General features: G+C 60.2%; 18 protein-coding genes. 9 read left to right on the top strand and 9 right to left on the bottom strand.

Translation table 11 applies throughout. From position 1 onward, the window contains the following. Positions 1-130 precede the first annotated feature (130 nt). Together AC1ROI_RS04000 and lpxH are read left to right on the top strand one after the other, a co-directional pair. Positions 131-637 (top strand): peptidylprolyl isomerase, encoded by a 507-nt coding sequence (locus tag AC1ROI_RS04000; protein ID WP_010458815.1) that lies wholly within the window; start codon positions 131-133, stop codon positions 635-637. Then, a complete protein-coding gene (gene lpxH, locus AC1ROI_RS03995) occupies positions 634-1,386 on the top strand; it encodes a UDP-2,3-diacylglucosamine diphosphatase (RefSeq protein WP_102595561.1) in 753 nt (250 codons plus the stop codon). The genes AC1ROI_RS04000 and lpxH overlap by 4 nt, the downstream gene beginning before the upstream one ends. Before the next feature lie 398 nt (positions 1,387-1,784). Here lpxH and AC1ROI_RS03990 read toward each other — a convergent pair whose 3' ends face one another. The 7 genes from AC1ROI_RS03990 to AC1ROI_RS03960 form a co-directional block, all read right to left on the bottom strand. Then, the gene (locus AC1ROI_RS03990) at positions 1,785-3,314 is read right to left on the bottom strand and encodes a DHA2 family efflux MFS transporter permease subunit (protein WP_077749769.1); all 1,530 of its coding nucleotides are present in this window, start codon (positions 3,312-3,314) and stop codon (positions 1,785-1,787) included. 127 nt (positions 3,315-3,441) lie between these two features. After that, positions 3,442-4,644, bottom strand: coding sequence for an HlyD family secretion protein (locus tag AC1ROI_RS03985; protein WP_102595264.1), 1,203 nt, complete (start codon positions 4,642-4,644; stop codon positions 3,442-3,444). Positions 4,645-4,659: 15 nt separating this feature from the next. Continuing rightward, on the bottom strand, positions 4,660-6,129 hold the full coding sequence (locus tag AC1ROI_RS03980; protein WP_083377177.1) for an efflux transporter outer membrane subunit: 1,470 nt from the start codon (positions 6,127-6,129) through the stop codon (positions 4,660-4,662). Beyond that, positions 6,126-6,599, bottom strand: coding sequence for a MarR family winged helix-turn-helix transcriptional regulator (locus tag AC1ROI_RS03975; protein WP_010458806.1), 474 nt, complete (start codon positions 6,597-6,599; stop codon positions 6,126-6,128). Before AC1ROI_RS03975 ends, AC1ROI_RS03980 begins: the two co-directional genes overlap by 4 nt. A gap of 249 nt (positions 6,600-6,848) precedes the next feature. After that, positions 6,849-10,517, bottom strand: a complete 3,669-nt coding sequence (locus AC1ROI_RS03970) for a translocation/assembly module TamB domain-containing protein (protein WP_102595263.1) — start codon at positions 10,515-10,517, stop codon at positions 6,849-6,851. Then, positions 10,514-12,241: an autotransporter assembly complex protein TamA gene (locus AC1ROI_RS03965; RefSeq protein ID WP_102595262.1), complete on the bottom strand. Its 1,728-nt coding sequence runs from the start codon at positions 12,239-12,241 to the stop codon at positions 10,514-10,516. The genes AC1ROI_RS03970 and AC1ROI_RS03965 overlap by 4 nt, the downstream gene beginning before the upstream one ends. Positions 12,242-12,317: 76 nt before the next feature. Next, a complete protein-coding gene (locus tag AC1ROI_RS03960) occupies positions 12,318-12,968 on the bottom strand; it encodes a GNAT family N-acetyltransferase (RefSeq protein ID WP_010458800.1) in 651 nt (216 codons plus the stop codon). Between the two features lie 331 nt (positions 12,969-13,299). On the opposite strand from AC1ROI_RS03960, the gene xthA reads away from it, so the two are divergent. Next, on the top strand, positions 13,300-14,112 hold the full coding sequence (xthA, locus tag AC1ROI_RS03955; RefSeq protein WP_010458795.1) for an exodeoxyribonuclease III: 813 nt from the start codon (positions 13,300-13,302) through the stop codon (positions 14,110-14,112). A gap of 193 nt (positions 14,113-14,305) precedes the next feature. Continuing rightward, on the top strand, positions 14,306-15,646 hold the full coding sequence (locus AC1ROI_RS03950; protein WP_102595261.1) for a substrate-binding domain-containing protein: 1,341 nt from the start codon (positions 14,306-14,308) through the stop codon (positions 15,644-15,646). A 114-nt stretch (positions 15,647-15,760) separates the two neighbouring features. On the opposite strand, the gene AC1ROI_RS03945 is transcribed toward AC1ROI_RS03950, so the two are convergent. Continuing rightward, positions 15,761-16,990 (bottom strand): acyl-CoA dehydrogenase, encoded by a 1,230-nt coding sequence (locus AC1ROI_RS03945; protein ID WP_102595260.1) that lies wholly within the window; start codon positions 16,988-16,990, stop codon positions 15,761-15,763. Positions 16,991-17,143: 153 nt separating this feature from the next. On the opposite strand from AC1ROI_RS03945, the gene AC1ROI_RS03940 reads away from it, so the two are divergent. The 3 genes from AC1ROI_RS03940 (at position 17,144) to AC1ROI_RS03930 (ending at position 19,727) form a co-directional block, all read left to right on the top strand. After that, on the top strand, positions 17,144-18,073 hold the full coding sequence (locus AC1ROI_RS03940; RefSeq protein WP_008148497.1) for a LysR family transcriptional regulator: 930 nt from the start codon (positions 17,144-17,146) through the stop codon (positions 18,071-18,073). Positions 18,074-18,276: 203 nt separating this feature from the next. Then, a complete protein-coding gene (locus AC1ROI_RS03935; protein ID WP_010458788.1) occupies positions 18,277-18,678 on the top strand; it encodes a MerR family transcriptional regulator in 402 nt (133 codons plus the stop codon). A 149-nt stretch (positions 18,679-18,827) separates the two neighbouring features. Beyond that, positions 18,828-19,727, top strand: coding sequence for a hydroxymethylglutaryl-CoA lyase (locus AC1ROI_RS03930; RefSeq protein ID WP_077749761.1), 900 nt, complete (start codon positions 18,828-18,830; stop codon positions 19,725-19,727). Between the two features lie 610 nt (positions 19,728-20,337). Here AC1ROI_RS03930 and AC1ROI_RS03925 read toward each other — a convergent pair. Then, positions 20,338-22,035, bottom strand: a complete 1,698-nt coding sequence (locus AC1ROI_RS03925; protein WP_102595259.1) for an AMP-binding protein — start codon at positions 22,033-22,035, stop codon at positions 20,338-20,340. Positions 22,036-22,328: 293 nt separating this feature from the next. Here AC1ROI_RS03925 and AC1ROI_RS03920 point away from each other — a divergent pair, with 293 nt between their 5' ends. Both AC1ROI_RS03920 and AC1ROI_RS03915 read left to right on the top strand, forming a co-directional pair. After that, positions 22,329-23,492: an isovaleryl-CoA dehydrogenase gene (locus AC1ROI_RS03920; protein ID WP_077749759.1), complete on the top strand. Its 1,164-nt coding sequence runs from the start codon at positions 22,329-22,331 to the stop codon at positions 23,490-23,492. A 105-nt stretch (positions 23,493-23,597) separates the two neighbouring features. After that, positions 23,598-25,202, top strand: coding sequence for a carboxyl transferase domain-containing protein (locus AC1ROI_RS03915; protein ID WP_010458780.1), 1,605 nt, complete (start codon positions 23,598-23,600; stop codon positions 25,200-25,202). Positions 25,203-25,282 lie beyond the last annotated feature (80 nt).

Genomic DNA, 25,282 nt, shown 5'->3' with positions numbered 1-25,282 from the left:
GATGCAAATGAAAAACAGCCTCGAAATTCGCGCCCGGCACGCTAAACTGCGCACCTTGGCCGACATTGGCCGGACCGGTTGAGGGCTTAAATGCCCCGAAACCCACGAATTCATTGAATGAGTAGTAATCATGACCAAAATCAAACTGACCACCAACCATGGCGACATCGTCCTGGAACTGAACGCTGAAAAGGCACCGCTGACCGTTGCCAACTTCATCGAGTACGTCAAAGCCGGTCACTACGAAAATACCGTTTTCCACCGCGTCATCGGTAACTTCATGATCCAGGGCGGCGGTTTCGAGCCAGGCATGAAAGAAAAGAAAGACAAGCGCCCAAGCATCCAGAACGAAGCCGACAACGGCCTGCCGAACGACAAGTACACCGTCGCCATGGCCCGCACCATGGAGCCGCATTCGGCATCCGCCCAGTTCTTCATCAACGTGGCTGACAACAGCTTCCTGAACCACAGCGCCAAGACCACTCAGGGCTGGGGCTACGCGGTATTCGCCAAAGTCGTTGAAGGCACCGACGTTGTCGACAAGATCAAAGGTGTTTCCACCACCATGAAATCCGGCCACCAGGACGTGCCAGCAGAAGACGTGATCATCGAGAAAGCCGAGATCATCGAAGCGTGATACTGCTGATTTCAGACTTGCATCTGGAAGAGGAGCGCCCGGACATCACCCGGGCGTTTCTGGATTTGCTCGCCGGACGCGCCCGCTCGGCGAGTGCGTTGTACATTCTGGGCGACTTTTTCGAGGCGTGGATTGGCGACGATGCCATGACGCCGTTCCAGCGTTCCATCTGCCAGGCCCTGCGCACCCTTAGCGACAGCGGCACGGCCATATTTCTGATGCACGGCAATCGCGACTTCATGCTCGGCCAGGCCTTCTGCAAACAGGCCGGCTGCACGTTGCTGAAGGACCCGAGTGTCGTGCAGTTCAACGGCGAGCCGGTGCTTTTGATGCACGGCGACAGCCTCTGCACCCGCGACGAAGCTTATATGAAGCTGCGTCGCTACCTGCGCAACCCGATCACCCTGTTCATCCTGCGGCACCTGCCGTTGCGCACGCGGCATAAACTGGCGCGCAAACTGCGCAGTGAAAGCCGGGCGCAGACGCGGATGAAGGCCAATGACATCGTCGATGTCACGCCGGACGAAGTGCCGCGGATCATGCAGGAATTTGGCGTAAAAACCTTGATCCATGGGCACACCCATCGCCCGGCCATCCACAAGTTGCAGATTGGCGAGCAAGCGGCCAAGCGCATTGTGCTGGGGGATTGGGACCGTCAGGGCTGGGCGTTGCAAGTGGATGAGCAAGGGTTTGCCCTCGCCCCCTTCAACTTCGCCCCGCCGCCACAACTCGCAGCCCCCACGAACTAAAAGGCCACCACAGACCCCATTGTGGGAGCGAGCCTGCTCGCGAAGGCGGTGTGTCAGCTGAGATAGATGTTGACTGAGAGGACGCTATCGCGAGCAGGCTCACTCCTACATTTTTGATCTTCATGAGACGCAAATCCTGTGTCGCCGACAATACCCTGTGGGAGCGAGCCTGCTCGCGATGGCGGTGTGTCAGTTGAGATAGATGTTGACTGACAGGACGCTATCGCGAGCAGGCTCGCTCCCACATTTTTGATCTTCATGAGACGCAAACTCTGTGTCACCGACCATACCCTGTGGGAGCGAGCCTGCTCGCGATGGCGGATTCACATTCAACACTTTTATTGACTGACCCACCGCCATCGCGAGCAGGCTCGCTCCCACAGGGGAATATGTTTGGCTTAGTGGCCGGAGGCCGCCGGCCCCGCTTTCGCCGCAAACGGCGGTTTCGCCAGCCACACAATCACGATCAAGCCCATGAATGCCCAACCCAGCAACGTGAAGTAATCCACGGTGGAGAGCATGTACGCCTGACTGGTCAGCACATGATCCAGCTGCGCATACGCAGGGTTGCTCGGCCCGCCCAGCGCATTCAGTGCCTCGCGGGTCGCGGGCTCATAAGTGCTGATGCTTTCGCTCATATAGGCATGATGCTGATCCGCCCGACGAATCCAGATCCACGTGGTCAGCGACGCCGCAAAACTGCCGCCCAAGGTCCGCAGGAACGTTGCCAGGCCCGCGCCATCGGCGATCTGGCTCGGTGGCAAGTCGGACATCAGAATGCTCAAGGTCGGCATGAAGAACAGCGCCACGCCAATGCCCATGAACAATTGCACCAGCGCGATGTGCTGGAAGTCCACTTCGTTGGTAAACCCGGCGCGCATGAAGCAGCTCAGGCCAATCGCCAGGAACGCCAGTCCGGCCAGCAGCCGCAGGTCGAACTTGTGCGCGTACTTGCCGACAAACGGTGACATCAACACCGGCAGAATCCCGATTGGCGCCACCGCCAGCCCCGCCCACGTTGCCGTGTAACCCATCTGGGTTTGCAGCCATTGCGGCAGGATCAGGTTAATGCCAAAGAACCCGGCGTAACCCAGCACCAACACGATGGTGCCGATTCGGAAGTTGCGATACGCAAACAGCCGCAGATTGACCACCGGGTGCTTGTCGGTCATTTCCCAGATCACGAACACCGCCAGTGCAACCACTGAAATCGCCGCGCCGATGAGAATGAAGTTCGACTCGAACCAGTCCAGATCATTGCCCTTGTCGAGGATCACCTGCAACGCCCCGACGCCGATGATCAAGGTGATCAGCCCGACGTAGTCCATCGGCTGGCGGCTGGTTTCCACCGGACGCGCCTTGAGTTGCTGGCGCACCACCATCACCGCGAAAATGCCAATCGGCACGTTGATAAAGAAGATCCACGGCCAGCTGTAACTGTCGGTAATCCACCCGCCGAGGATGGGACCGGCAATCGGCGCCACCACCGTGACCATCGCCAGCAATGCCAGGGCCATGCCGCGCCTGGCCGGCGGATAGACCGCGATCAGCAGCGTCTGGGTCATCGGGTACAACGGACCGGCGACCAGGCCTTGCAACACCCGGAAGCCAATCAGCTCTGGCATCGAGGTCGAGATACCGCAGAGAAACGAGGCCAGCACAAACAAAATGGTCGCCCAGAGAAACAGCTTCACCTCACCGAACCGGCGGCTGAGCCAGCCGGTCAGCGGCAGCGCAATCGCATTGCTCACCGCAAACGAAGTGATCACCCAGGTGCCCTGCTCCGAACTCACGCCCAGGTTGCCGGAAATCGTCGGCAGCGCCACGTTGGCGATGGTGGTGTCGAGCACCTGCATGAAAGTCGCCAGCGACAGGCCGATGGTGCTGAGCAGCAGGCTGGGCGGCGTGAAAGACGCGTTATTGCTCATCGTGAATCCCTTGAAGCTGGGCAGGCGCGGCGCCTTTCAAAGGGCGCCGCTGACCCTGTGGGTGCGAGCTTTTGTGGCGAGGGAGCTTGCTCCCTCGCCACAAAAGCTCGCTCCCACAGGGGAGGTATCAGCGCTGGACGGTTTTACTGGCCGCCGCGTTGTTGTCGTGGATCAACTGAGTGATCATCGCGTCGGCCTCGGCCAACTGACGGTCGTAGACGTTGGTGCTGAAGGACGCCTTTTGCGGCGGCTGTTGCGCCAGCACCGGGCCGCTCTGATCGCGCAGGTTCACATCGACCTGAGTCGACAGGCCGACCCGCAATGGATGCTTGGCCAGTTCTTCGGCGTTGATGTGAATCCGCACCGGCACCCGCTGCACGATCTTGATCCAGTTACCAGTGGCGTTCTGCGCCGGCAGCAGGGCAAATGCACTGCCAGTACCGGCGCCGAGGCTGTCGATGGTGCCGCTGAACTTCACGTCGCTGCCGTAGAGGTCAGCTTCGATATCCACCGGTTGCCCGATGCGCATGTCACGCAGCTGGGTTTCCTTGAAGTTGGCGTCGATCCACAGCTGATCCAGCGGAATGACCGCCATCAGCGCCGTGCCCGGCTGGACGCGCTGGCCCAGTTGTACCGAGCGTTTGGCCACGTACCCGGTGACCGGCGCGATCAAGGTGCTGCGGGAATTGTTCAAGTAGGCCTGACGCAATTGCGCGGCCGCCGCCATCACGTCCGGGTGCGACGAGACCACGGTGTCATCCACCAAGGCGCTGGTGGTTTTCAGTTGCTGTCTGGCGTTGGCCAAGGCGTTTTGCGCCGAGGTCAGGTCGTCGCGAGCGTGGGACAGCTCTTCCTGGGAAATCGCCCCGCCAGCGGCGAGGTTTTTCCGGCGATTGAAGTTGTCCTGAGCCTTCTGCACTTCCGCCTGCTGGGCGTTGACCTGGGCTTTCATGCCGTCGACGTTGCTGTACAAACCGCGCACCTGACGCACGGTGCGGGCCAGGTTGGCCTGTGCACTTTGCAGACCGACCTGGGCGTCGTTCGGGTCGAAATTGATCAGCACCTGGCCTTCATGGACCAGGTCGCCATCATCCGCGCCGATACTGACCACGGTGCCGGTGACCAGCGGGGTGATTTCCACCACGTTACCGTTCACATAGGCGTCGTCGGTGCTTTCGTTCCAGCGCCCGTAGAATTCGTGATATCCCCAGACGGCGACACCGGCGAGGATCACCACGATCGCGAGCACCACCAGCATGACTTTGCGTTTGCGCGGGTTGCTGGTGTCAGGAGCGTTGTCAGGGGTTTGTGTGTGTTCTGCAGTGGCCATGACCAATACCTTGAATTAATTGTGCTGCGTGGCTGGGAGTGCGTTGGCTGCGGTCAGGGTTTCGCCCTGGAAGCCGCCGCCCAGCGCCTGCATCAGTTGGATCGACAGGTCGATCTGCTCGGCATTCAGGTTGGCCAGCTGGCGCTGGGCCTGGAGCAATTGCTGCTCAATGCTGAGCACGTCCAGGTAGTTTCCGATGCCGGAACCGTACCGCTGGACCACGGTGTTGTAAGAATCCTGGGCAATGTCGGTGGCGTGTTGCTGCGCCCCGATCTGCCGGCCGATGTCGCGCAACTGGTTGATGGTGTCACTGACATCACCCAAGGCTTTCACCAGGCTTTTGTTGTACTGCGCCACCGCGAGGTCGTAATCGGCGTCGCGGGAATCGAGGTCGGCACGCAAGCGGCCGCCGTCGAAAATCGGCACGGAGACAGTCGGCGCAACGTTAAAGAAACGGCTGGCCGAACCAAACATCGCATCCCCCAGCAACGACTCGGCACCGGCCGCGGCGCTCAGGTTGAGGTTGGGGTAGAACTGGGTCTTGCCGGCGGCGATGTTCTTGCTCGCGGCCTCGACCCGCCAGCGCGCGGCGACCAGGTCTGGACGACGACCGAGCAGCTCGGCCGGCAACACCGACGGCAACGCCACGGCGCTGGCTTGCAGGATCTTCGGCCGGGCGATTTCATTGCCGCGATCCGGGCCTTTGCCGAGCAGCACGGCCAAGGCGATTTTTGCGCTTTGCAGGCGTTTTTCGGCGTCGATCAGGCTCGCTTCGGAGCTGGCTTCCAGGCTTTCGGTTTGCTGGAACTGGTATTGGCTGTCGATCCCCGAGCTCAGGCGGCGCTGGCTCAGTTCAAGCATTTGTTTGGTGCGCTTGAGGTCTTCATTGGCCAGGTCATAGACGATGTGCGCCTGCCCCAGGTCGCTATAGGCTCGGGCGACGTCGGCGGACAAGGTCAGCTGCGCGGCCTGCTGATCGACTTCCGCCGCACGGGCCTCGCCCAATGCAGCTTCCCAGGCATCCCGCTGACCGCCCCAGAGGTCGAAGTTGTAATTGAAACTGGCGCCGATGTTGCGCACGGTGGAATACGTACCGCCCTGCCCGCTCGGGTCTTGATCTCGTGCCAGGCGCGAACGGCTGACTCCGGCGCTGGCATCGAGGGTCGGCATCCGCGCGGCATCGGCGGCATACGCGGCGGCGCTGGCCTGGTGGGCGCGGGCGTCGGCGATCTGCATGTCGGGGCTGTCGTGCAGGGCTTCGCGGATCAGGCCATCGAGTTGCGGGTCACCGAGGCTTTTCCACCAATCGCTTTTCGGCCAGGCCGCGGGCGACAGAGTCACGCCGCTGAGGGATTGCCCGGCCTTGAGGTTTTTCGCATCAAGGCTGACGCCTTCGGTGTTCAGGCCGCTGTAACTGGCGCAACCGGCCAGGGTCATGGCCGCCAGCACCAGGCTCAGGCCGGCACGCAGCGTTTTACTGCTCATTTGTCACCTACCCGCAGCAAGGTGATCGAGTCACCGGCTGCCACAAGGATTTTCTTGAGGATCTGCTCCAGGGTTTTCAGCTCATCCGGGGTGATCGCGCCGGCCAGTTCATTCATGGCGTCGGCGCCGATCTCCGGCAGACGGTCGGTCAATTGCTGGCCTTGCTCGGTGAGCACCAGTTGCACCTGACGGCGATCTGCTTCGGAACGTTGGCGGGCGAGGAAACCTTTCTGTTCCAGACGATCGAGCATGCGAGTCATCGAACCGCTGTCCAGCGACAGGTGACGGCACAGCTCGGCCGGGGTATCGACGCCGAACTGGGCCATGATGATCAGCACTTTGAACTGCGCGGCGGTGATGCCGTGGGGCTCCATGTGCGTGTCGATGATCCGGTCCTTGAGCAGCGCAGCGCGCCCGAGCAGGAGGCCGAGATGGCACGTGTGGAATTCGTCTGGGGTGAAGTGTTTCATCTGGCCACCAATTAGCTGCCTAGGCAGAGAATGTATGACGAGATGTTACTGCCTAGGCAGCGAATGTCAACGTAATAGTTAGGAAGCTTTCTATTTAGTCGATAAATGGCTTACGAAAAAAATTGCTTCGGATCGATGACCGCAGCACGCCCATCGCGAGCAGGCTCGCTCCCACAGAGTTCGGTGTGATCTCTGTGGGAGCGAGCCTGCTCGCGATGGCAGCGACTCGGTTTGGGAGAAGACGGGGTTTTAGAAATCCCGCTTGTAGAAGATGTCCAGCGAACTGGCCACGCCGCCGGCGGCTTCGAGGTAGACCTTTTTGCTCAGTTTGTAGCGCAAGGCAATGGTGTTGGCCGGCTCGAACACACCCACGCCATAGCGCAGACTGAGCTTCTCGGAGATATTGCCGCTGGCCACGACGCTGGTGGTATTGCCGCTGCCCTGGGTGTCGAGCTGGAAATCCTGAATCCCCAGGTCGTTGGCCAGTTTGCCGGTCACTCCCGAACTGCCCATCAACCCCAACCCGAGCGCAGCCTGGGCCAGCATGTTGTTGTCTTCACCGTTGGTGCTTAGCGGACGCCCCAGCACCAGATAGGACAACGCCTGCTCCTGACTCATGGCCGGCTCGGAGAAGATCTGCGTGGTCGGCTGCTCGGCGCTGCCGCTGAGGCGAATACCGGCGATCACGTCGTCGGTCCGGCGAATGGCTTCGATGTCCAGGTACGGCTGGTCAATCGGGCCGGCGAACAGCAGCCGCGCACGGCGCACCGTCAGCCGCTGTCCGTACGCCCGGTAACGCCCGTCGTTGAGCCAGAGTTCGCCTCGGGTGTCCATGTTGTCGCCAATGTGCACATGCCCTTGCAGGTTGGCGGTCAGGCCAAACCCGGCGAAGCTGAGTTTGTCCTCACCCACCACCACGTCGATGTCCATTTTCATGGCCAGCGGCGGTTTGCCCTCTTCGGTCTGCTGGCCGACGATCACCGTGTCATCGGAAACCTTGACCGTCGACGGCGGCAACTCGCGCACGGTGATTTCACCCTTGGGCACCCGCACTTTGCCGGCGATCGCCAGTTGCTCGTCTTTTATCGAGATCTTCAGGTCCGGCGCCACTTCGAGCTTGGCATAGGGTTCGACGGTGACGGGCAACTGTGAGCCCTTGAGCGTCAGGTCCACCACCAGCGCCTGGCCCCAGGCGATGTGGCCGTTGAGACTGCCCTGCCCGGCCTTGCCGCTTTTCCAGCCGCCGTTCAACTGCACCGTTTCGCCGGCGATCTGCGCTTGAAGCTGCAAGCCCTGCAACTCCATCGGCAATTCAGGCCCGGACACTTCGCCATCGCTGAGCAGCAGATTGCCGTTCACCTGCGGCGCCAGCAGATCGCCGGACAGCGTGCCACTGCCGTTCAAGCGCCCGGTGAGTTTCTCGACCATTGGCACAAATGGCCGCGCCACCGACAGATCCAGGCCACTGAGACGGAACGAGCCGGTGAGCGGTTTGTTTTTCAGCAGCGGATTGATCTGCGCCTGCACCCTCAGTTCGCCGAGCTTGCCGCCGACGAAATTGAGGTCGGTGTCGATGCGTTTAGGCGTGAGTTTGCTGGTGAGCTTCAGGGTCTGGTACGGGAAGTCCAGCCACTGATCCTTTTCCTTGATGCGCAACGTACCGCCGCTGGCATCGACGCTGATCTGGCCGTTTGGGCCGCTGGCCGGCAGGTCCAGTTGCAGGTCGGCATTGAGCCGGCCCTTCCAGGCGAAATCTTTCGGCAACCATTGCGCGAGGCTTTCGATCGGGAATTGCTTGAGGTGATAACGCAGCTTCGGTTCCGGCATCAGGCGCTGGTCTTCGCCACACAGACTGGCGGGGCCGGACATCCAGCAATGGGCGCCGAAGTTGATCTTGCCGTCCGCCAGCCGTTCAAGTTTCGCCGGGCCTTGCAGCTTCCAGTCCTGACCGCCGGCCTGGATATCTCCGCTGGCCAGGCGTCCGCGCCAATTGCCCTTGTCCAGATTACCGTCCAGCCCGAGCGCCAGTTTCAGTTTCGGACCTTGCAGATCGAGGGTGAGTTTCTGGTTCTTGATATCGCCCTGGCCGCTGGCGGTCAGCGTGCCCAGCGAGGTGTCGCCGGCCTGGATGCCGCTGCCTTTGAGGTCGATTTTCGCCCGCTGCGCGCCATCGAGGGTCGCGTCCAGGTTCAGGCTTTGCAGGCGATTGTCTTCGAAAGCCAGCTGCGTGCCTTGCAGCCCGAGCTTGCCTTGCGGTGCCTTGAGCGTGCCGGAGACATCAATGCGCCCGTTGAGCTGTCCGCGCAGTTGCGGCCAGAGTTGGGCCAGACGTGGCAGCTTGATGTCGATCTGCCCGGCGAGCTTCTGTTGCAGACTGCCCTTGCCGGTGATGCTGTTGTCACCGAGGCGGATTTGCAGCGCGTTGAGGTTCCATTGTTCACCGCCGCCGTCGGCCTTGGCCTGGATCACCGCCGGTTGGCCGCGCAGTTTGCCTTTGAGGTCGAGGTCGGCGTCCAGGCTGAGTTTTTCATTCTTCATCTCGCCTTTGCTACGCAACGGCCCGGCCAACGTACCCGGTAACTCCGCGACCCAATACGCCGGGTTGATCGCCGACAGATCGAGCGCGGTGTCCCAGCCGATGCCATCGGCAAACTGCAGGTTCAGATGCCCGATGGCTTTGCCCTGCCCGGCTTCGAGTTGAATCTGTTGCAGATAGATTTTCGTCAGGTCGCCGCTGAACGGGCTTTCGAGGCTGAACGCACCTGCCGGGCCATCGAGGGCCGATTTGAAGTGACCGATGTATTTTCCATCGGTGTAGGAGACTTCACCGTTGAAGCGGCGCAACGCCACTTCTGGCTCGTCGATCAACGGATAGAGACGGTGCCACGGGAAATCCAGCCAGTCGATCTTCGCGTCGGCGCTCAGGCCTTTGCTCCAGTCGAGGTTGCCGGTGAGCTTGAGTGATTGCTTGTCGTTGGCCGTCAGGTCGAGGGCAGCAATCTGCGCGCCGCTGGCATCGACCTTGCCTTGCAGCACCAGCGCCACCGGGTCTTTTTCAGCGGGCAGCGTGGCTTTGCCGAGCAACTGGTAACCGTTTTTCAGGTCGCCGTCACCGGTGAGCTCGAGTTGATTGAGTTGCAAGGTGTCCGGCAGGTCGGCGCTGGGTTTGAAGCCGTCGGCGGTGATCCGTACTTTGGCCGGAAGGTTGTCGACCAACGGTTGCAGCTCGCCGGTCAGTTGGCCATTCAAGTAACCGCTGCTGTCGGCTTTCAGGTTCAGGGTTTTCAGCAGGTCGCCGTCCACCTTCAACGCCAGGCTCCAAGGCTCGGGGGCCGGCAGGGTCAACGTACCTTCAGCCTTGAGCGGCCAGTTGCCGCTGGGTTGCAGCAGGCCGGACAGATTCAGGCTGAGTTCGTCACGCTGCAACTTCACCGAATCGATCTGCAAGCCTTGCACCGTCCAGTGCGCGGCCAGCTGCAGGCCTTTGAGTTCTTCGCTGCCGTTGAACAGCAGACTGCCGACTTGCACATCACCCAATTCGATCGCCAGGGGCAAATCCAGATCCGGGAGCGTGATTGGCCCGCCGATGTCTTCTTCGTTGCCCGGCGGGAATTGCAGGCTGACCTGATCGGCCTTCAATTGCTCGATGCACAAGGTCATGCGCATCAGGCACAACGGCGACCAGGCGAAGATCGGTTTGCTCAGCTCAACCCGACTGGTGTCCTGCTGCCACACCAGATGATCGGCACTCCACTGCCCGCCCAATCGGCCCTGGAAATTCTCCACGGTCAGGCCCGGCACCCAGCCGAGCGCCCAGCGACTGCCCGCCGCAGTGCCCAGCACCGTGGTCACGGCCAGAACGACCAGCATCAGCAGCGCCGGAATCGCCAGCAGCGTTATTTTCAAACCACGCTTCACAGCTCGGGCCCCATGGAAAAGTGCAGTCGAATGCCGCCGTCGTCGTCCATCGCGTGGGCCAGGTCGAGACGAATCGGCCCCACCGGGGACACCCAGCGCACGCCGATGCCCACGCCGGTCTTGAGGTTCGGCAGTTCGAGTGTATTGAAGGAGTTGCCCTGGTCAACGAAGGTTGCGACCCGCCATTTTTCGGCGACAGAGTACTGATATTCGACGCTGCCGGTGATCATGTAGCGGCCACCGATGCGGTCGCCGTCAGAGTTTTCCGGGGACAGGCTTTGATAGTCATAGCCGCGCACGCTCTGATCGCCACCGGCAAAAAAGCGCAACGACGGCGGTATCGATTTGTAGCCGTTGGTGGCGCTGCCGCCGACCTGAACCCGACCGAGGAAACGGTGTTTATCGAAGACCGTGGTCAAGCCTTTGACCAGCGCCGTGCCGTAGATCAGGTTGTTGTCGGACCCCAAGCCTTCCTTCGCCACTTTGCTCTCGAATTCCAGGCGATAGCCATTGTGCGGGTCGATGCGGTTGTCGCTTTTCAGGTAGGAATAACTGACGCCGGGCATCAGCAGGGTACTGAGTCCGGAGTCATCCCCGAGCCGGTATTCCTCGCGTTGCCACTTGAGCGACACCACGCGCTGCCAGCCACTGGGCAACTTGCTGTGCCATTCGGGGCCAACCGTCAGGAGTTTGCTCAGGGAGTCCTTGTCGGCGATTTCTTCGTTTTGATAACCGCCGGCAAAACGCAATTTGTCGGTCAGCGGCGGGTCCAGGGGGATGTCGTAGAACACCCCGACGTTCTGCCGTGGCGCCGATATTTCGGTCTCCCAGCCATAGCTGTGCCCTTGCGGGTTGACCCAGTGCCGGGTCCAGTTGGCCTTGACCCGGGGGCCGACGTCGGTGGAATAACCCAGCCCCAGGCCCATGGTCCGTGGTTTGCGGGTTTCGAGTTTGACGTCGACCGGGATCACATCGTTCTTGGACGCCGTCGGCGCCGCGTCCACCCGCACGCTTTCGAAATAGCCGCTCGATTGCATCGCCTGATTGAGTTCGGCAATCAGTTCAGAGTCATAGGGTGCGCCTTCCTTGAACGGCACCATGCGCCGCAACAAGTCTTCGTCGAACGGCGTGTCTCCCTCGAAACTGACCTTGCCCAGGGCATAACGCGGGCCGCTGTCATAGACGAGGTCGATGTCGGCGACACCGGCGCGTGGGTCCACCGACAACGTCTGATGCGTGAAGTGGCCGCTGAAGAAACCGTAACGCAAGGCCTGATTCTGGATCAGTTTCTTGGCGTCTTCATAACGGCCATGGTTCAGCACCGCGCCGGTTTTCAGCGCAGCGCTTTTGGGGACACGAAAGGATTTGAGCGAGGCCGCCGGGCCGTCGACGCGAATCGTGACATTGCGCAAATGCACCGGCTCGCCAGGATCGATGTTGAGGATCAGGCGCGGCGTCTCGCCGCCCTTCACGTCGCTGTCGATCTGCGGCTGGTAATACCCCAACGCCTGGGCGGCCTTGCGCGCCTGTTCCTCGGCGCCACGACTGAAGCGCAGCAAGGCTTCTTCGTCACGATCGCCGAGGCTGCCGATATAGCCCTCTATATTGGCTTTCAGTTCATCGTTGGACGGTTTGATCCGCACATCCAATTCACTTTGCGCCAGTGCCGCGCAGCTGGTGAACAGCATCAGCACGCCACTGGTAATTCTTCCTGGAAACTTCATAGGCGCGGATGCTATCACGAGCTTGGGAGCGTGATAGAGCCTGGCATGCAGTGAAAGTTCTACCGAAAGTTTACGTTTATGCCGTTGCTGTTTGTAACACCTGGGGATTGGCGTGGAAAAATACGTGTTCGCGGATCGGTCCTACCGCTACCTCGCCGATTTCCTCGTAGCCCTGACGCTTATAGAACTCCAGATAACGAGGATTCCCAGTGTCCAGAATCACACCCTGGGAGGTTTCATCCACGGCACACCAGTTATGCACCGCTTGCAGCAGTTGCTCGCCGAAGTGTTTGCCCTGGAACTGCGGGTGAATCCCCAGCAACGGCAGGACATGCACCGAGTCGGACGGCACACAAGCGGCAACGGCAGCGTGGTAATCGAGGTAACGACGGGTACAACGAAAACCGGCGCTGAGCACCATGCGCAGGCGCCAGGCCCAGCTTTCGGTGATACCCAATCGACGTTGCGGTGGAGCGATCAGGGCGATGCCGATCAGGCGGTCGTTGACCAGCAGGCCGATGGCCGGCAGATCCTGAAGAAAGTGTTGTTTGACCAGTTCCCGCACGGTCGCTCGCACACGATGCTCATAGCCGGGACGTTCGGCCTCGAACAAATAGCCGAAGGTCGGTTCGTGCCGGTAAGCGTGGTAAAGCAGGGAGCGCGCTTCGTGGGCGTAGCCGCTGTCGAGCATGTGGATATCGGCAATGGCGGTCGAGGTTTCGGGCATAACGGTAGATCTCCCCGGGGCGCTGCTCAAAATGGCGGCGCTCTTATTGGTACGAGCCTTTGGGTGGCAATACAGTTCCCCCACAGGTATAGACCAAGGCGGGCTCTTCATCGACTGGACGGGCCTCATCGCGGGCAAGCCACGCGCCCACAGGTTCTGTGGCGTACACAAAATCTGTGTCCGCTCGAAACCTTGCAGGAGCGTGGCTTGCCCGCGATGAGGCCCTGACTGCCAATACAGATCTGACAGAACACAGTGAATCCCCTCACCCCAACACTGGCCCGATTCCCACAGGTCAGCTAGCATCGCCCTTTTGCCAGGACTGCCGACCATGAAGATCGTCTCCTTCAACATCAACGGGCTGCGCGCTCGCCCGCATCAGCTGGCGGCGCTGATCGACAAGCACCAGCCGGACGTGATCGGGCTGCAGGAAACCAAGGTTCACGACGACCAGTTCCCGCTGGCCGAGGTACAGGCGCTGGGTTATCACGTGTATTTCCACGGGCAGAAAGGCCATTACGGCGTCGCCCTGCTCTCGCGTAAAGAACCGATTGCCCTGCATAAAGGCTTCGCCACCGACGACGAAGAGGCCCAACGACGCTTCATCTGGGGTACGTTCGCCGACGCCAATGGCGTGCCGGTGACCATCATGAACGGCTATTTCCCACAGGGCGAAAGCCGCGATCACCCCACCAAGTTCCCGGCCAAGGAGCGTTTCTACGGCGACCTGCAGCAGTTGCTGGAAAGCCAGTTCAGCAATGAACAGCCGGTGGTGGTGATGGGCGACGTGAACATTTCTCCGGAAGACTGCGACATCGGCATCGGCCCGGACAACATGAAACGCTGGCTGAAAACCGGAAAATGCAGCTTTCTGCCGGAAGAACGCGAGTGGATGGCCCGCTTGAAGAACTGGGGCCTGGTCGACAGTTTCCGTCACTTGAACCCGGACGTGGCCGACCGTTTCAGCTGGTTCGACTACCGCAGCCGCGGTTTTGAAGACGAACCCAAGCGCGGGCTGCGGATTGACCTGATCATGGCGTCCCATGGGTTGTTGCCGCGCGTCAAGGATGCGGGAGTGGACTACGAACTGCGTGGGATGGAAAAACCATCGGATCATGCGCCGATCTGGCTTGAGTTGAGCTGATTCCCCCAGGCTGCACACAGGTCAAATTGTGGGAGCGAGCCTGCTCGCGATAGCGGACTTACATTCAATACAAGTGTTGACTGTTAAGCCCTCATCGCGAGCAGGCTCGCTCCCGCATCTAGTGACTGTCATCTTTTAGAAATCTAACTGACTTATTCTCCCGGCACTTCCTTTGGCCAAACAAGGTGCCGGCATGACGCTGCGCAGATCGTTCCTGTTGATGCTGTGTGCCTGTTTGCCCTTCACCACCTCAGCGGGCGATCTGCCGATGCCCGAAAACAGCCCCGTCCTGCGCATCCAGGGTTCCAACACCATCGGCGCCGCGTTGGGGCCGGCGCTGGTCGAAGGACTGATGCGCGAACAAGGCTTGCTCAAGGTCCGCAGTGAAGTCCCGGACAAAGCCAACGAACAACGTATCGTCGGCGAAACGATTCAGGGACGACGGGTGATAGTGGACGTCGCGGCTCATGGTTCCAGCACCGGGTTCAGCGCCCTCAAAACAGCATCCGCCGACCTCGCCGCCTCGTCACGCCCGATCAAGGACAGCGAACGAGTCGAGCTCAAAACCCTGGGCGACTTCAAAAGCCCCGGCGCCGAACAAGTCATCGCCATCGATGGCCTGGCGATCATCCTCCATCCGCAAAATCCGCTGAACCAGCTTAGCACCGACCAATTGGCGCGAATTTTCAGCGGTGAGGCAAAAACCTGGGAAGAGCTCGGTGGCAGCGGCGGGACAATTCACCTGTATGCGCGGGATGACCAATCGGGCACCTACGACACCTTCAAGGAATTGGTCCTCAGCCGCCGCGGGAAAACGCTCAACAGCGCCGCGAAACGCTTCGAATCCAGCGAGCAATTGTCCGACGCCGTCAGTCTGGATCGGCAAGGCATCGGTTTTATCGGTTTGCCCTACGTGCGCCAGGCCAAAGCCGTGGCGATTGCCGATGGCCAATCCCAGGCCATGCTGCCGCTCAACAACCTTATTGCCACGGAAGACTATCCGCTGTCCCGGCGGCTGTTCTTTTACCTGCCGCCCACCGGGAAAAATCCTTGGGCACAAGCGCTGGTGGCGTTCGCGCAAAGCAGCAAAGGGCAGGAAATCGTCGCAGCCAATGGTTTTATCGCGCAGACCGTCCAGGCCATGACGGTTACGCCGAATGCACTGATGCCCGAGGGATATCAGGCGCTAAGTCGCCACGCCCAGCGGCTGTCGGTGAATTTCCGTTTCGAGGAAGGCAGCGCGACGCTGGACAACAAGGCCCGACAAGACTTGTCGCGGGTGCTCGACTATATAAAGCAGCACGATAAAACCAATCGGCAGGTGACGCTGGTGGGATTTGGTGATGCCAAGAGCGATCCGGCGCGTGCCGATCTGTTATCGAAACTGCGGGCCATGGCGGTGCGGCGGGAACTGGTGAAAAGCGGCGTGGTGTTTCGCGAGATTCGCGGCTTTGGCGCCGAAATGCCGGTGGCGGCGAATAGCGCGGATGAGGGGCGGATCAAGAATCGGCGGGTTGAGGTTTGGGTTTATTGAGTCAGATGTTGCTGTGTTGAATGGGTCGACGTCTTCGCGGGCAAACCTCGCTCCTGCAGAGAATAGTGATCCCTGTAGGAGCGAGGCTTGCCCGCGAAGAACGATGACGCTGTTTTACTGCCCGCTACGCATCATCTCTTTCGACACGTACTTGCCGATCTCGAACTTGCCGATTGCCGCGCGGTGCACTTCGTCCGGGCCATCGGCCAGGCGCAGGGTGCGTTGCATCGCATACATATAGGCCAGCGGGAAATCGTTGGAAACCCCTGCCCCGCCGTGCATCTGGATGGCCCGATCGATCACCCGCAGGGCCACGTTCGGCGCGACGACTTTGATCTGCGCGATCTCGCTCTTCGCCACCTTGTTACCGACGGTGTCCATCATGTACGCCGCTTTCAATGTCAGCAGGCGTGCCATGTCGATTTCCATCCGCGAGTCGGCGATCTTGTCGATGTTGCCGCCCAGGCGTGCCAACGGTTTACCGAACGCGGTGCGGCTCACTGCACGTTTGCACATCAACTCCAGCGCACGCTCGGCCATGCCGATCGAGCGCATGCAGTGGTGAATCCGACCCGGGCCAAGGCGACCCTGGGCGATTTCGAAGCCGCGTCCCTCGCCCAGCAGGACGTTTTCATACGGCACGCGAACGTTTTCAAACAGCACTTCGGCGTGACCGTGAGGCGCGTCGTCGTAGCCGAACACCGGCAACGGACGAACGATCTTCACACCCGGGGCATCCACCGGCACCAGGATCATCGAGTGCTGGGCGTGGCGTGGCGCGTCAGGATTGCTCAGGCCCATGAAGATCAGAATCTTGCAGCGCGGGTCGCAGGCGCCTGAGGTCCACCACTTTTTACCGTTGATCACCCACTCGTCGCCGTCACGCACAGCGCGGGCAGCCATGTTGGTGGCGTCGGATGAAGCAACGTCCGGTTCGGTCATGGCGAACGCGGAGCGGATCTCGCCGCGCAGCAGCGGTTCGAGCCAGCGTTGTTTCTGTTCTTCGTTGGCGTAACGCACCAGAACTTCCATGTTGCCGGTATCCGGTGCGGAGCAGTTGAAGGGCTCAGGACCGAGCAGCGAGCGGCCCATGATTTCCGCCAATGGCGCGTATTCGAGGTTGGTCAGGCCGGCACCGAGTTCGGACTCAGGCAGAAACAGATTCCACAACCCTTCGGCCTTGGCCTTGAGTTTGAGCTCTTCCATGATCGCGGTCGGCTGCCAGCGATCGCCTTCGGCGACCTGGCGCTCGAACACGGCTTCGGCGGGATAAACGTAAGTGTCCATGAACGCGGTCACGCGCTCACGCAGTTCCTGAACCTTGGGCGAATAAGCGAAATCCATGAGCAATTACCTTCTTGGGCAGAGGTTGTTTTAGGTCATGCATCGATGCTAGAACAGCGTTGATAATTTACCTAGCCTATTCTCGGCGTGTATTAACATTCATCACCGATATATGATCGGCTGATTGAGAACCAACAATAAGAGTGCAGCGCAATGAATCTGAGCAAGGTCGACCTCAACCTTTTCATCGTCTTCGACGCGATCTACACCGAAGCCAATTTGACCCGAGCCGGGCAGATTGTCGGCATTACTCAGCCAGCCGTCTCGAACGCTCTGGCCCGCCTGCGCGAGACCTTCAACGACCCATTGTTCGTGCGTACGGCGCAAGGCATGGTGCCGACACCGATGGCGCAAAACATCATCGGACCGGTGCGTAACGCCCTCTCCCTGCTGCGGGTGTCGGTGCAGGAAAGCCGGATTTTCAACCCGCTGCAAGCGGTCAAGACGTATCGCATCAGCATGACCGACCTGACCGAAGCGGTGATTCTGCCACCGCTGTTCCAGCGCCTGCGCCGCCTGGCGCCGACGGTGATCATCGAAAGCTTTCTGTCCAAGCGCCGCGAGACCACCAAGGAACTGGCGGCCGGGCGTCTCGATTTCGCCGTGGATGCGCCACTCAACACTGACCCGCAGGTGCGTCACGTCAAGTTGATGGAAGACCGCTACGTCTGCGCCATGCGCAAGGGCCATCCGCTGGCGGGCAAGGAGAAATTCACCCTCGATGATTATCTGTCGCTGACGCACATTCATATTTCCAGCCGCCGCAGCGGTCTGGGTCACGTCGACCTGGCCCTGGGGAAAATGGGCATCCAGCGCAAGATTGCCCTGCGCTCCCAGCATTATCTGATGGCGTCCCAGGTGTTGCAGCAGACCGACATGGTCATGACCGTGCCGGAGCGCTTCGCCCGTCGTCATGACCTGTATTCGGTGAACCTGCCGGTCAACGACGTGCCGCCGGTGGAAACGCACCTCTACTGGCACGAAAGCACTGACCAGGACCCGGCCAACCGCTGGATGCGCGAACAGATGATCGAGTTGTGCCAGCAAGTGACGGCGCATGAGAAGAAGCTCGATAAGGTGTAAGGCTTTGGACCGCGTTATCGTTCGCGGGCAAGCCTCGCTCCCACAGGGATCTCTGCACACACAGATGTTGTGTTCCTTGCAGATCCAATGTGGGAGCGAGCCTGCTCGCAAAGAGGCCAGCAAGGACACCAACAATTCACGCCCCTTGACGTAAACGTCAACCTGCCATTAGCTTAGCGCCATGACCTTCTTCGAGCGCTTCCATGAGCAGCCAGACCTATAGCATTTCAGACCTCGCCCGCGAGCTCGACATCACCACCCGGGCCATTCGCTTCTATGAAGAGCAAGGCCTGCTCAGCCCGGAGCGCCGTGGCCAGGAACGCGTGTATACGCCCCGTGACAAGGTCAGTCTGAAGCTGATCCTGCGGGGCAAGCGCATTGGCTTTTCCTTGGCTGAATGCCGCGAGCTGATCGAACTTTACGACCCCACCGGCGGCAACCAGAAACAGCTGCAAACCATGCTGAGCAAGATCGCCGAGCGCCGCGAACAGCTGGAGCAGCAGATGCTCGACATCGAGCAGATGAAACTGGAACTGGACACCGCGCAGGAGCGCTGCACCCAGGCGCTGGAGCAGACGATCAAGAGCCAGCAACCCGCTCAATAAACATTCCGGATACTTGTAGGAGCGAAGCTTGCTCGCGAAAGCGCCACATCAGTCGACACCAACGTTGAATGACATAACCGCGTTCGCGAGCAAGCTTCGCTCCTACGGGATTCGCTGAACATTCAGACAATTACAGCAGGTCGATTCCCATGTCCCTACCCTCTTATGTACGTTTGGTCGAAGTCGGTCCCCGTGATGGCCTGCAGAACGAAGCCCAACCCATCAGCGTTGCGGACAAGGTGCAACTGGTCGACGCGCTGACCGCTGCGGGCCTTGGCTATATCGAAGTCGGCAGTTTCGTTTCACCCAAGTGGGTGCCGCAAATGGCCGGCTCCGCCGACGTCTTTGCGCAAATCCAGCGCAAACCGGGTGTGACCTATGGCGCACTCGCCCCCAACCTGCGCGGGTTTGAGGATGCAATCGCGGCCGGGGTCAAGGAAGTCGCGGTGTTCGCCGCGGCCTCCGAAGCGTTTTCGCAACGCAACATCAATTGCTCGATCAGCGAAAGCCTGGCGCGCTTCGTGCCGATCATGGATGCGGCCAGGCAACACGGCGTCAGTGTGCGTGGCTACGTGTCCTGCGTGCTGGGCTGTCCTTACGAAGGTAACGTCGCTCCCGAACAAGTCGCCCACGTCGCCCGCGAGCTTTACGCGATGGGCTGCTATGAAGTCTCCCTGGGTGACACCATCGGCACCGGCACCGCCGGCGCGACCCGCAAGATGTTCGAGGTGGTTTCGGCCCAAGTGCCGCGTGAAAAACTGGCCGGGCACTTCCACGACACTTATGGCCAGGCCATGGCCAACATCTATGCCAGCCTGCTGGAAGGTATCGCGGTGTTCGACAGCTCCATCGCCGGCCTCGGCGGCTGCCCTTACGCCAAGGGCGCCAGCGGTAACGTCGCCACCGAAGACGTGGTTTACCTGCTCAACGGCCTCGGTATTGAGACCGGCATTGATCTGGACGCTCTGATTTTGGCCGGCCAGCAGATTTGCTCCGTGCTGGGGCGACCGACCGGTTCGCGCGTGGCCAAGGCTCGCAGCGCACAGTGAGGCGTGCGGGTGTTACCGCTGTGTCTGAAACGTGGGGCACAAGCGAGTAACACGGAAACAAATTGTCTGGTTTCATCCGAAGGAAAAATCTCACAAAAAGTTAAATAGTTGATTTGTAAGGATTTTTTAAAGTTGGCACGGCTTCTGCTATCTCTACTGCATAACAAGAACAAAAAAAGCGGCAAACCCAATAAAAATAAGACGTAACGACTCTGACATAACAAAAACAACACGGCAGAGACGCAGCTAACAGATTTTTTTGGAGAGGATGTGCTTTTCAGGGTGCTTTTCGGAGTAACCCGCAACCGGGCAGAGAACAATAAAACTACCTTCAGGTAGCTCCCGAACTGGTTGGATCGCTCAGCGAAAAAGTAGATCAGCGCTCAAAAAAATACGTTTGCTCTTGATCCCGGATGGGGATCGACAAAAACAGCGGTAAAGGGTCACGGTCACTAAAAACAACAACAGACCGCCCCTCAATAATAAAAAAAGAGCACGTGCGACGAAAATTAAAGGGGAGCTTCGGCTCCCCTTTGTGCTTTCTGCAATCCAGGTTTTCACCACCGCCCTTGTGGGAGCCAGCCTGCTGGCTCCCACAAGGGCGAATTTGTCAGACCTGCTTTTCGCGCAATTCTTCGATACTGATCTCGCGCATCCGGAATTTCTGGATCTTGCCGGTCACGGTCATCGGAAACTCTTCCACGAACTTGAAGTAACGCGGCGTCTTGAAGTGCGCGATGCGTTCCTTGCACCACGCTTGCAGCTCTTGTTCTGTCGCACTGTGGCCCGGGTGGAATTTGATCCAGGCGACAATCTCTTCGCCATAGCGCGAACACGGAATTCCGATCACTTGCACGTCCGCCACCGCCGGATGGGTGAAAAAGAACTCTTCCAGCTCACGGGGGTAAACATTCTCACCGCCGCGGATGATCATGTCCTTGTTGCGCCCGGCGATGCACACGTAACCCTCGTCGTTCATGCTCGCCAGGTCGCCGGTGTGCATCCAGCCCGCCTGATCGATGGCTTCAGCGGTGCCTTGCGGGTTGTTCCAGTAACCGAGCATCACGCTGTAACCGCGGGTGCAGAGTTCGCCGATGGTGCCACGCGGCACCAGGTTGCCGGCCTCGTCGATGATCTTGCTTTCCAGCTGCGGCTGAGTCCGGCCGACGGTGGTGACGCGCAGTTCCAACTCGTCCGATGGACCGGTCTGCAACGACACGGGGCTGGTTTCCGTCATGCCGTAGGCAATCTGCACTTCGCTCATGTGCATTTCATTGATGACCCGGCGCATGACCTCGATCGGACAGGTCGCCCCGGCCATGATCCCGGTGCGCAGGCTCGACAGATCGAAGTCGGCGCGTTGAGGGTGATCGAGCATGGCGATGAACATGGTCGGCACGCCGTAGAGTGCGGTGGCTTTTTCTTCGGCCACCGTGGTCAGGGTCAGCAGCGGGTCGAACGCATCGTTGGGGTAGATCATGGTGCTGCCGTGGGTGATGCAGCCGAGATTGCCCATGACCATGCCGAAGCAGTGATACAACGGCACCGGGATCACCAGGCGGTCATGGGCCGTCAGCCCGAGGCTTTCGCCGACCATGTACCCGTTGTTGAGAATGTTGTAGTGACTGAGGGTCGCGCCTTTCGGGAAACCGGTGGTGCCGGAGGTGTACTGGATGTTCACCGCCTGATCGAAATGCAGGCTGTCCTGGCGCTCACGCAATTGTTCGGCGGACACGCTGGCGGCGAGATCGCCCAGTTGCGACCACGGCAGGAAGCCCGACGGGGGTTGTGCATCCAGACTGATGACGCCGCGCAAGTCTGGCAGGCGTTCGCTGTGCAGCTTTCCGATGGATTGCTCCGCCAGCTCAGGCACCAGGCCCTGCAGCATCCCGTGGTAGTCGGAGGTCTTGAACGCACCGGCGCAGACCAGCCATTGGCAGCCGGATTGCTTCAACACGTATTCAAGTTCGGAGCTGCGGTAGGCCGGGTTGATGTTGACCAGGATCACACCGATTTTCGCGCTGGCAAATTGGCTGATGCACCACTGCGCGCAATTCGGTGCCCAGATACCGAGGCGGTCACCGGTCTGCAAGCCGAGCGCCAACAGAGCTCTGGCGTGCAGGTCGACAGCCTCGGCCAATTGCTGCCAGGTGTAGCGCAACTGTTGATGGCGCACGACCAGCGCCTCCCCGGCCGGGTATTGCGCGACAGTATTGTCGAATGCTTGACCGATGGTCATCGCCAGTAAGGCTTTTTCCTGGGAACCACGGGTATAGCTGAGCTGCGGGCTTGCACTGGGTTGATCCATGACGACCCCTATTGTCTTTATTTGCGGGTGGGCGACCAAACCTGTAGGAGCGAAGCGTGCTCGCGAAAAGGCCAGTACATTCAACACTGATGTCGACTGATCTGACGCTTTCGCGAGCACGCTTCGCTCCTACAGGATTTGCCGCTGTTCGATCTTGAACTGGCCCTACTGTCGCTCAAGTTGACGTTAACGTAAAGGGTGATTGACAGCCATTCGTCACAGGCTTACGTTAACGTAAAGGTGAGAGCCAATTGACGGCCTCACCAACCGACAAAAAAGCCAAAAGGTGACCCATGAGCTACCCATCCCTGAACTTTGCCCTCGGTGAAACCATCGACATGCTGCGCGATCAGGTTCAGTCCTTCGTCGCCAAAGAGATCGCCCCGCGCGCCGCTCAGATCGACATCGACAACCTGTTCCCGGCTGACCTGTGGCGCAAATTCGGCGACATGGGCCTGCTGGGCATTACCGTCGCGGAAGAATATGGCGGTGCTGGCCTGGGCTACCTGGCCCACGTGGTTGCCATGGAAGAAATCAGTCGCGGCTCGGCGTCAGTCGCCTTGTCCTACGGCGCGCACTCCAACCTCTGCGTCAACCAGATCAACCGCAACGGCAATCACGAACAGAAAACCAAGTACCTGCCGAAGCTGATCAGCGGCGAACACATTGGCGCCCTGGCCATGAGCGAACCGAATGCCGGTTCCGACGTGGTGTCGATGAAGCTGCGTGCCGACAAGCGTGGCGATCACTACGTGCTCAACGGCAGCAAGACCTGGATCACCAACGGCCCCGACGCCAACACCTACGTGATCTACGCCAAGACCGACCTGGAAAAAGGCCCCCACGGCATTACCGCGTTCATCGTCGAACGTGATTCGAAAGGCTTCAGCCGCAGCAATAAATTCGACAAGCTCGGCATGCGCGGTTCCAACACCTGCGAGCTGTTCTTCGATGACGTCGAAGTGCCGGAAGAAAACATCCTCGGCGTGCTCAACGGCGGCGTGAAAGTGCTGATGAGCGGCCTCGACTACGAACGCGTCGTGCTGTCCGGCGGCCCGACCGGGATCATGCAGGCCTGCATGGACCTGATCGTTCCCTACATCCACGACCGCAAGCAGTTCGGCCAAAGCATCGGTGAGTTCCAGCTGATCCAGGGCAAAGTCGCCGACATGTATACCCAACTCAATGCCAGCCGCGCTTATTTGTATGCCGTGGCCCAAGCCTGCGAGCGTGGCGAAACCACCCGCAAGGACGCCGCCGGCGTGATCCTCTACAGCGCCGAACGCGCCACGCAAATGGCCCTCGACGCGATCCAGATTCTTGGCGGCAACGGCTACATCAACGAATTCCCGGCCGGTCGTCTGCTGCGTGACGCCAAGCTGTACGAAATCGGCGCTGGCACCAGTGAGATCCGTCGCATGCTGATCGGTCGCGAACTGTTCAACGAAACGAAATAAATTTCGTCAGCGGCAGGCGGCAAGTTTCAAGCTGCAAGAGGACCGTGCTCTTGCTTCAACTTGTAGCTTGTCGCTTGCAACTCGAAGCTGCTACGGAGTAGCCCCATGATTCTGCATACCCAGCTCAACCCCCGTTCGGCGGAGTTCGCGGCCAACAGCGCGGCGATGCTCAAACAGGTCGACGCCCTGCACACCCTGCTCGCCCAAGTGCAGCAAGGTGGCGGTCCGAAGGCGCAAGAACGTCACACCTCGCGGGGCAAATTGCTGCCGCGTGAACGGATCAATCGCCTGCTCGATCCGGGCTCACCGTTTTTAGAGATCAGCCAACTGGCGGCCTACGCGGTCTACGGCGAAGACGTTCCGGCGGCGGGCGTGATTGCCGGGATCGGCCGTGTCGAAGGCGTCGAGTGCATGATCGTCGCCAACGACGCCACAGTCAAAGGTGGCTCGTATTACCCGCTGACGGTGAAAAAACACCTGCGTGCCCAGACCATCGCCCAGCAGAATCGCCTGCCGTGCATCTATCTGGTGGATTCGGGCGGTGCCAACCTGCCGCGTCAGGATGAAGTGTTTCCAGACCGCGAGCACTTCGGACGGATCTTCTTCAACCAGGCCAACATGAGCGCCATGGGCATCCCGCAAATTGCCGTGGTCATGGGCTCCTGCACGGCGGGTGGTGCTTATGTGCCAGCGATGGCTGACGAAGCGATCATGGTGCGCCAGCAGGCCACCATTTTCCTCGCCGGTCCGCCGTTGGTGAAAGCCGCGACCGGCGAAGTGGTCAGCGCCGAAGACCTCGGCGGGGCTGATGTGCATTGCAAGATTTCCGGTGTCGCCGACCACTACGCCGAGAGCGATGAACACGCGCTGGCCATTGCGCGGCGCAGCGTCGCCAACCTCAACTGGCGCAAGCTCGGCGAACTGCAGCAGCGCACACCCATCGCCCCGCTCTACGCCAGCGATGAGCTGTACGGCGTGGTGTCGGCCGACGCCAAGCAACCGTTCGATGTGCGCGAGGTGATCTCGCGGCTGGTCGACGGTTCAGTGTTCGACGAATTCAAGGCGCTGTTCGGGACCACGCTGGTGTGCGGCTTCGCGCATCTGCACGGTTACCCTATCGCGATCCTCGCCAACAACGGCATCCTGTTCGCCGAAGCCGCGCAGAAAGGCGCGCACTTTATCGAACTGGCTTGCCAGCGCGGCATTCCTTTACTGTTCCTGCAAAACATCACCGGCTTCATGGTCGGCCAGAAATACGAGGCCGGCGGCATCGCCAAGCACGGCGCAAAACTGGTGACCGCCGTGGCGTGTGCCAAGGTGCCGAAATTCACCGTGATCATCGGCGGCAGTTTTGGCGCCGGTAACTACGGCATGTGCGGACGCGCCTACGACCCGCGCTTCCTGTGGATGTGGCCGAACGCGCGCATCGGCGTGATGGGCGCCGAGCAAGCGGCTGGCGTATTGGTGCAGGTCAAGCGCGAGCAGGCCGAGCGCAGTGGCCAGGGTTTCAGCGCCGAGCAGGAAGCCGAGATCAAGCAACCGATCCTCGATCAATACGAAGAACAGGGCCACCCTTATTACTCCAGTGCACGGCTGTGGGACGACGGCGTCATCGACCCGGCGCAGACCCGCGATGTGCTGGCCCTGGCCTTGTCCGCGTCGCTGAACGCGCCAATCGAACCGAGCCGCTTCGGCGTGTTCCGGATGTGATCCGACCCTGTAGGGGCGAGGCTTTTCCGCGAAGGCATTGGCACATCCAGCATCGATGTGACTGACAAACCACCTTCGCG

Source organism: Pseudomonas sp. GW823-FHT02C02, from assembly GCF_058797635.1.
Note: the sequence above shows the minus strand (reverse complement) of the source record. Positions and strands in the feature narration are given on the sequence as shown.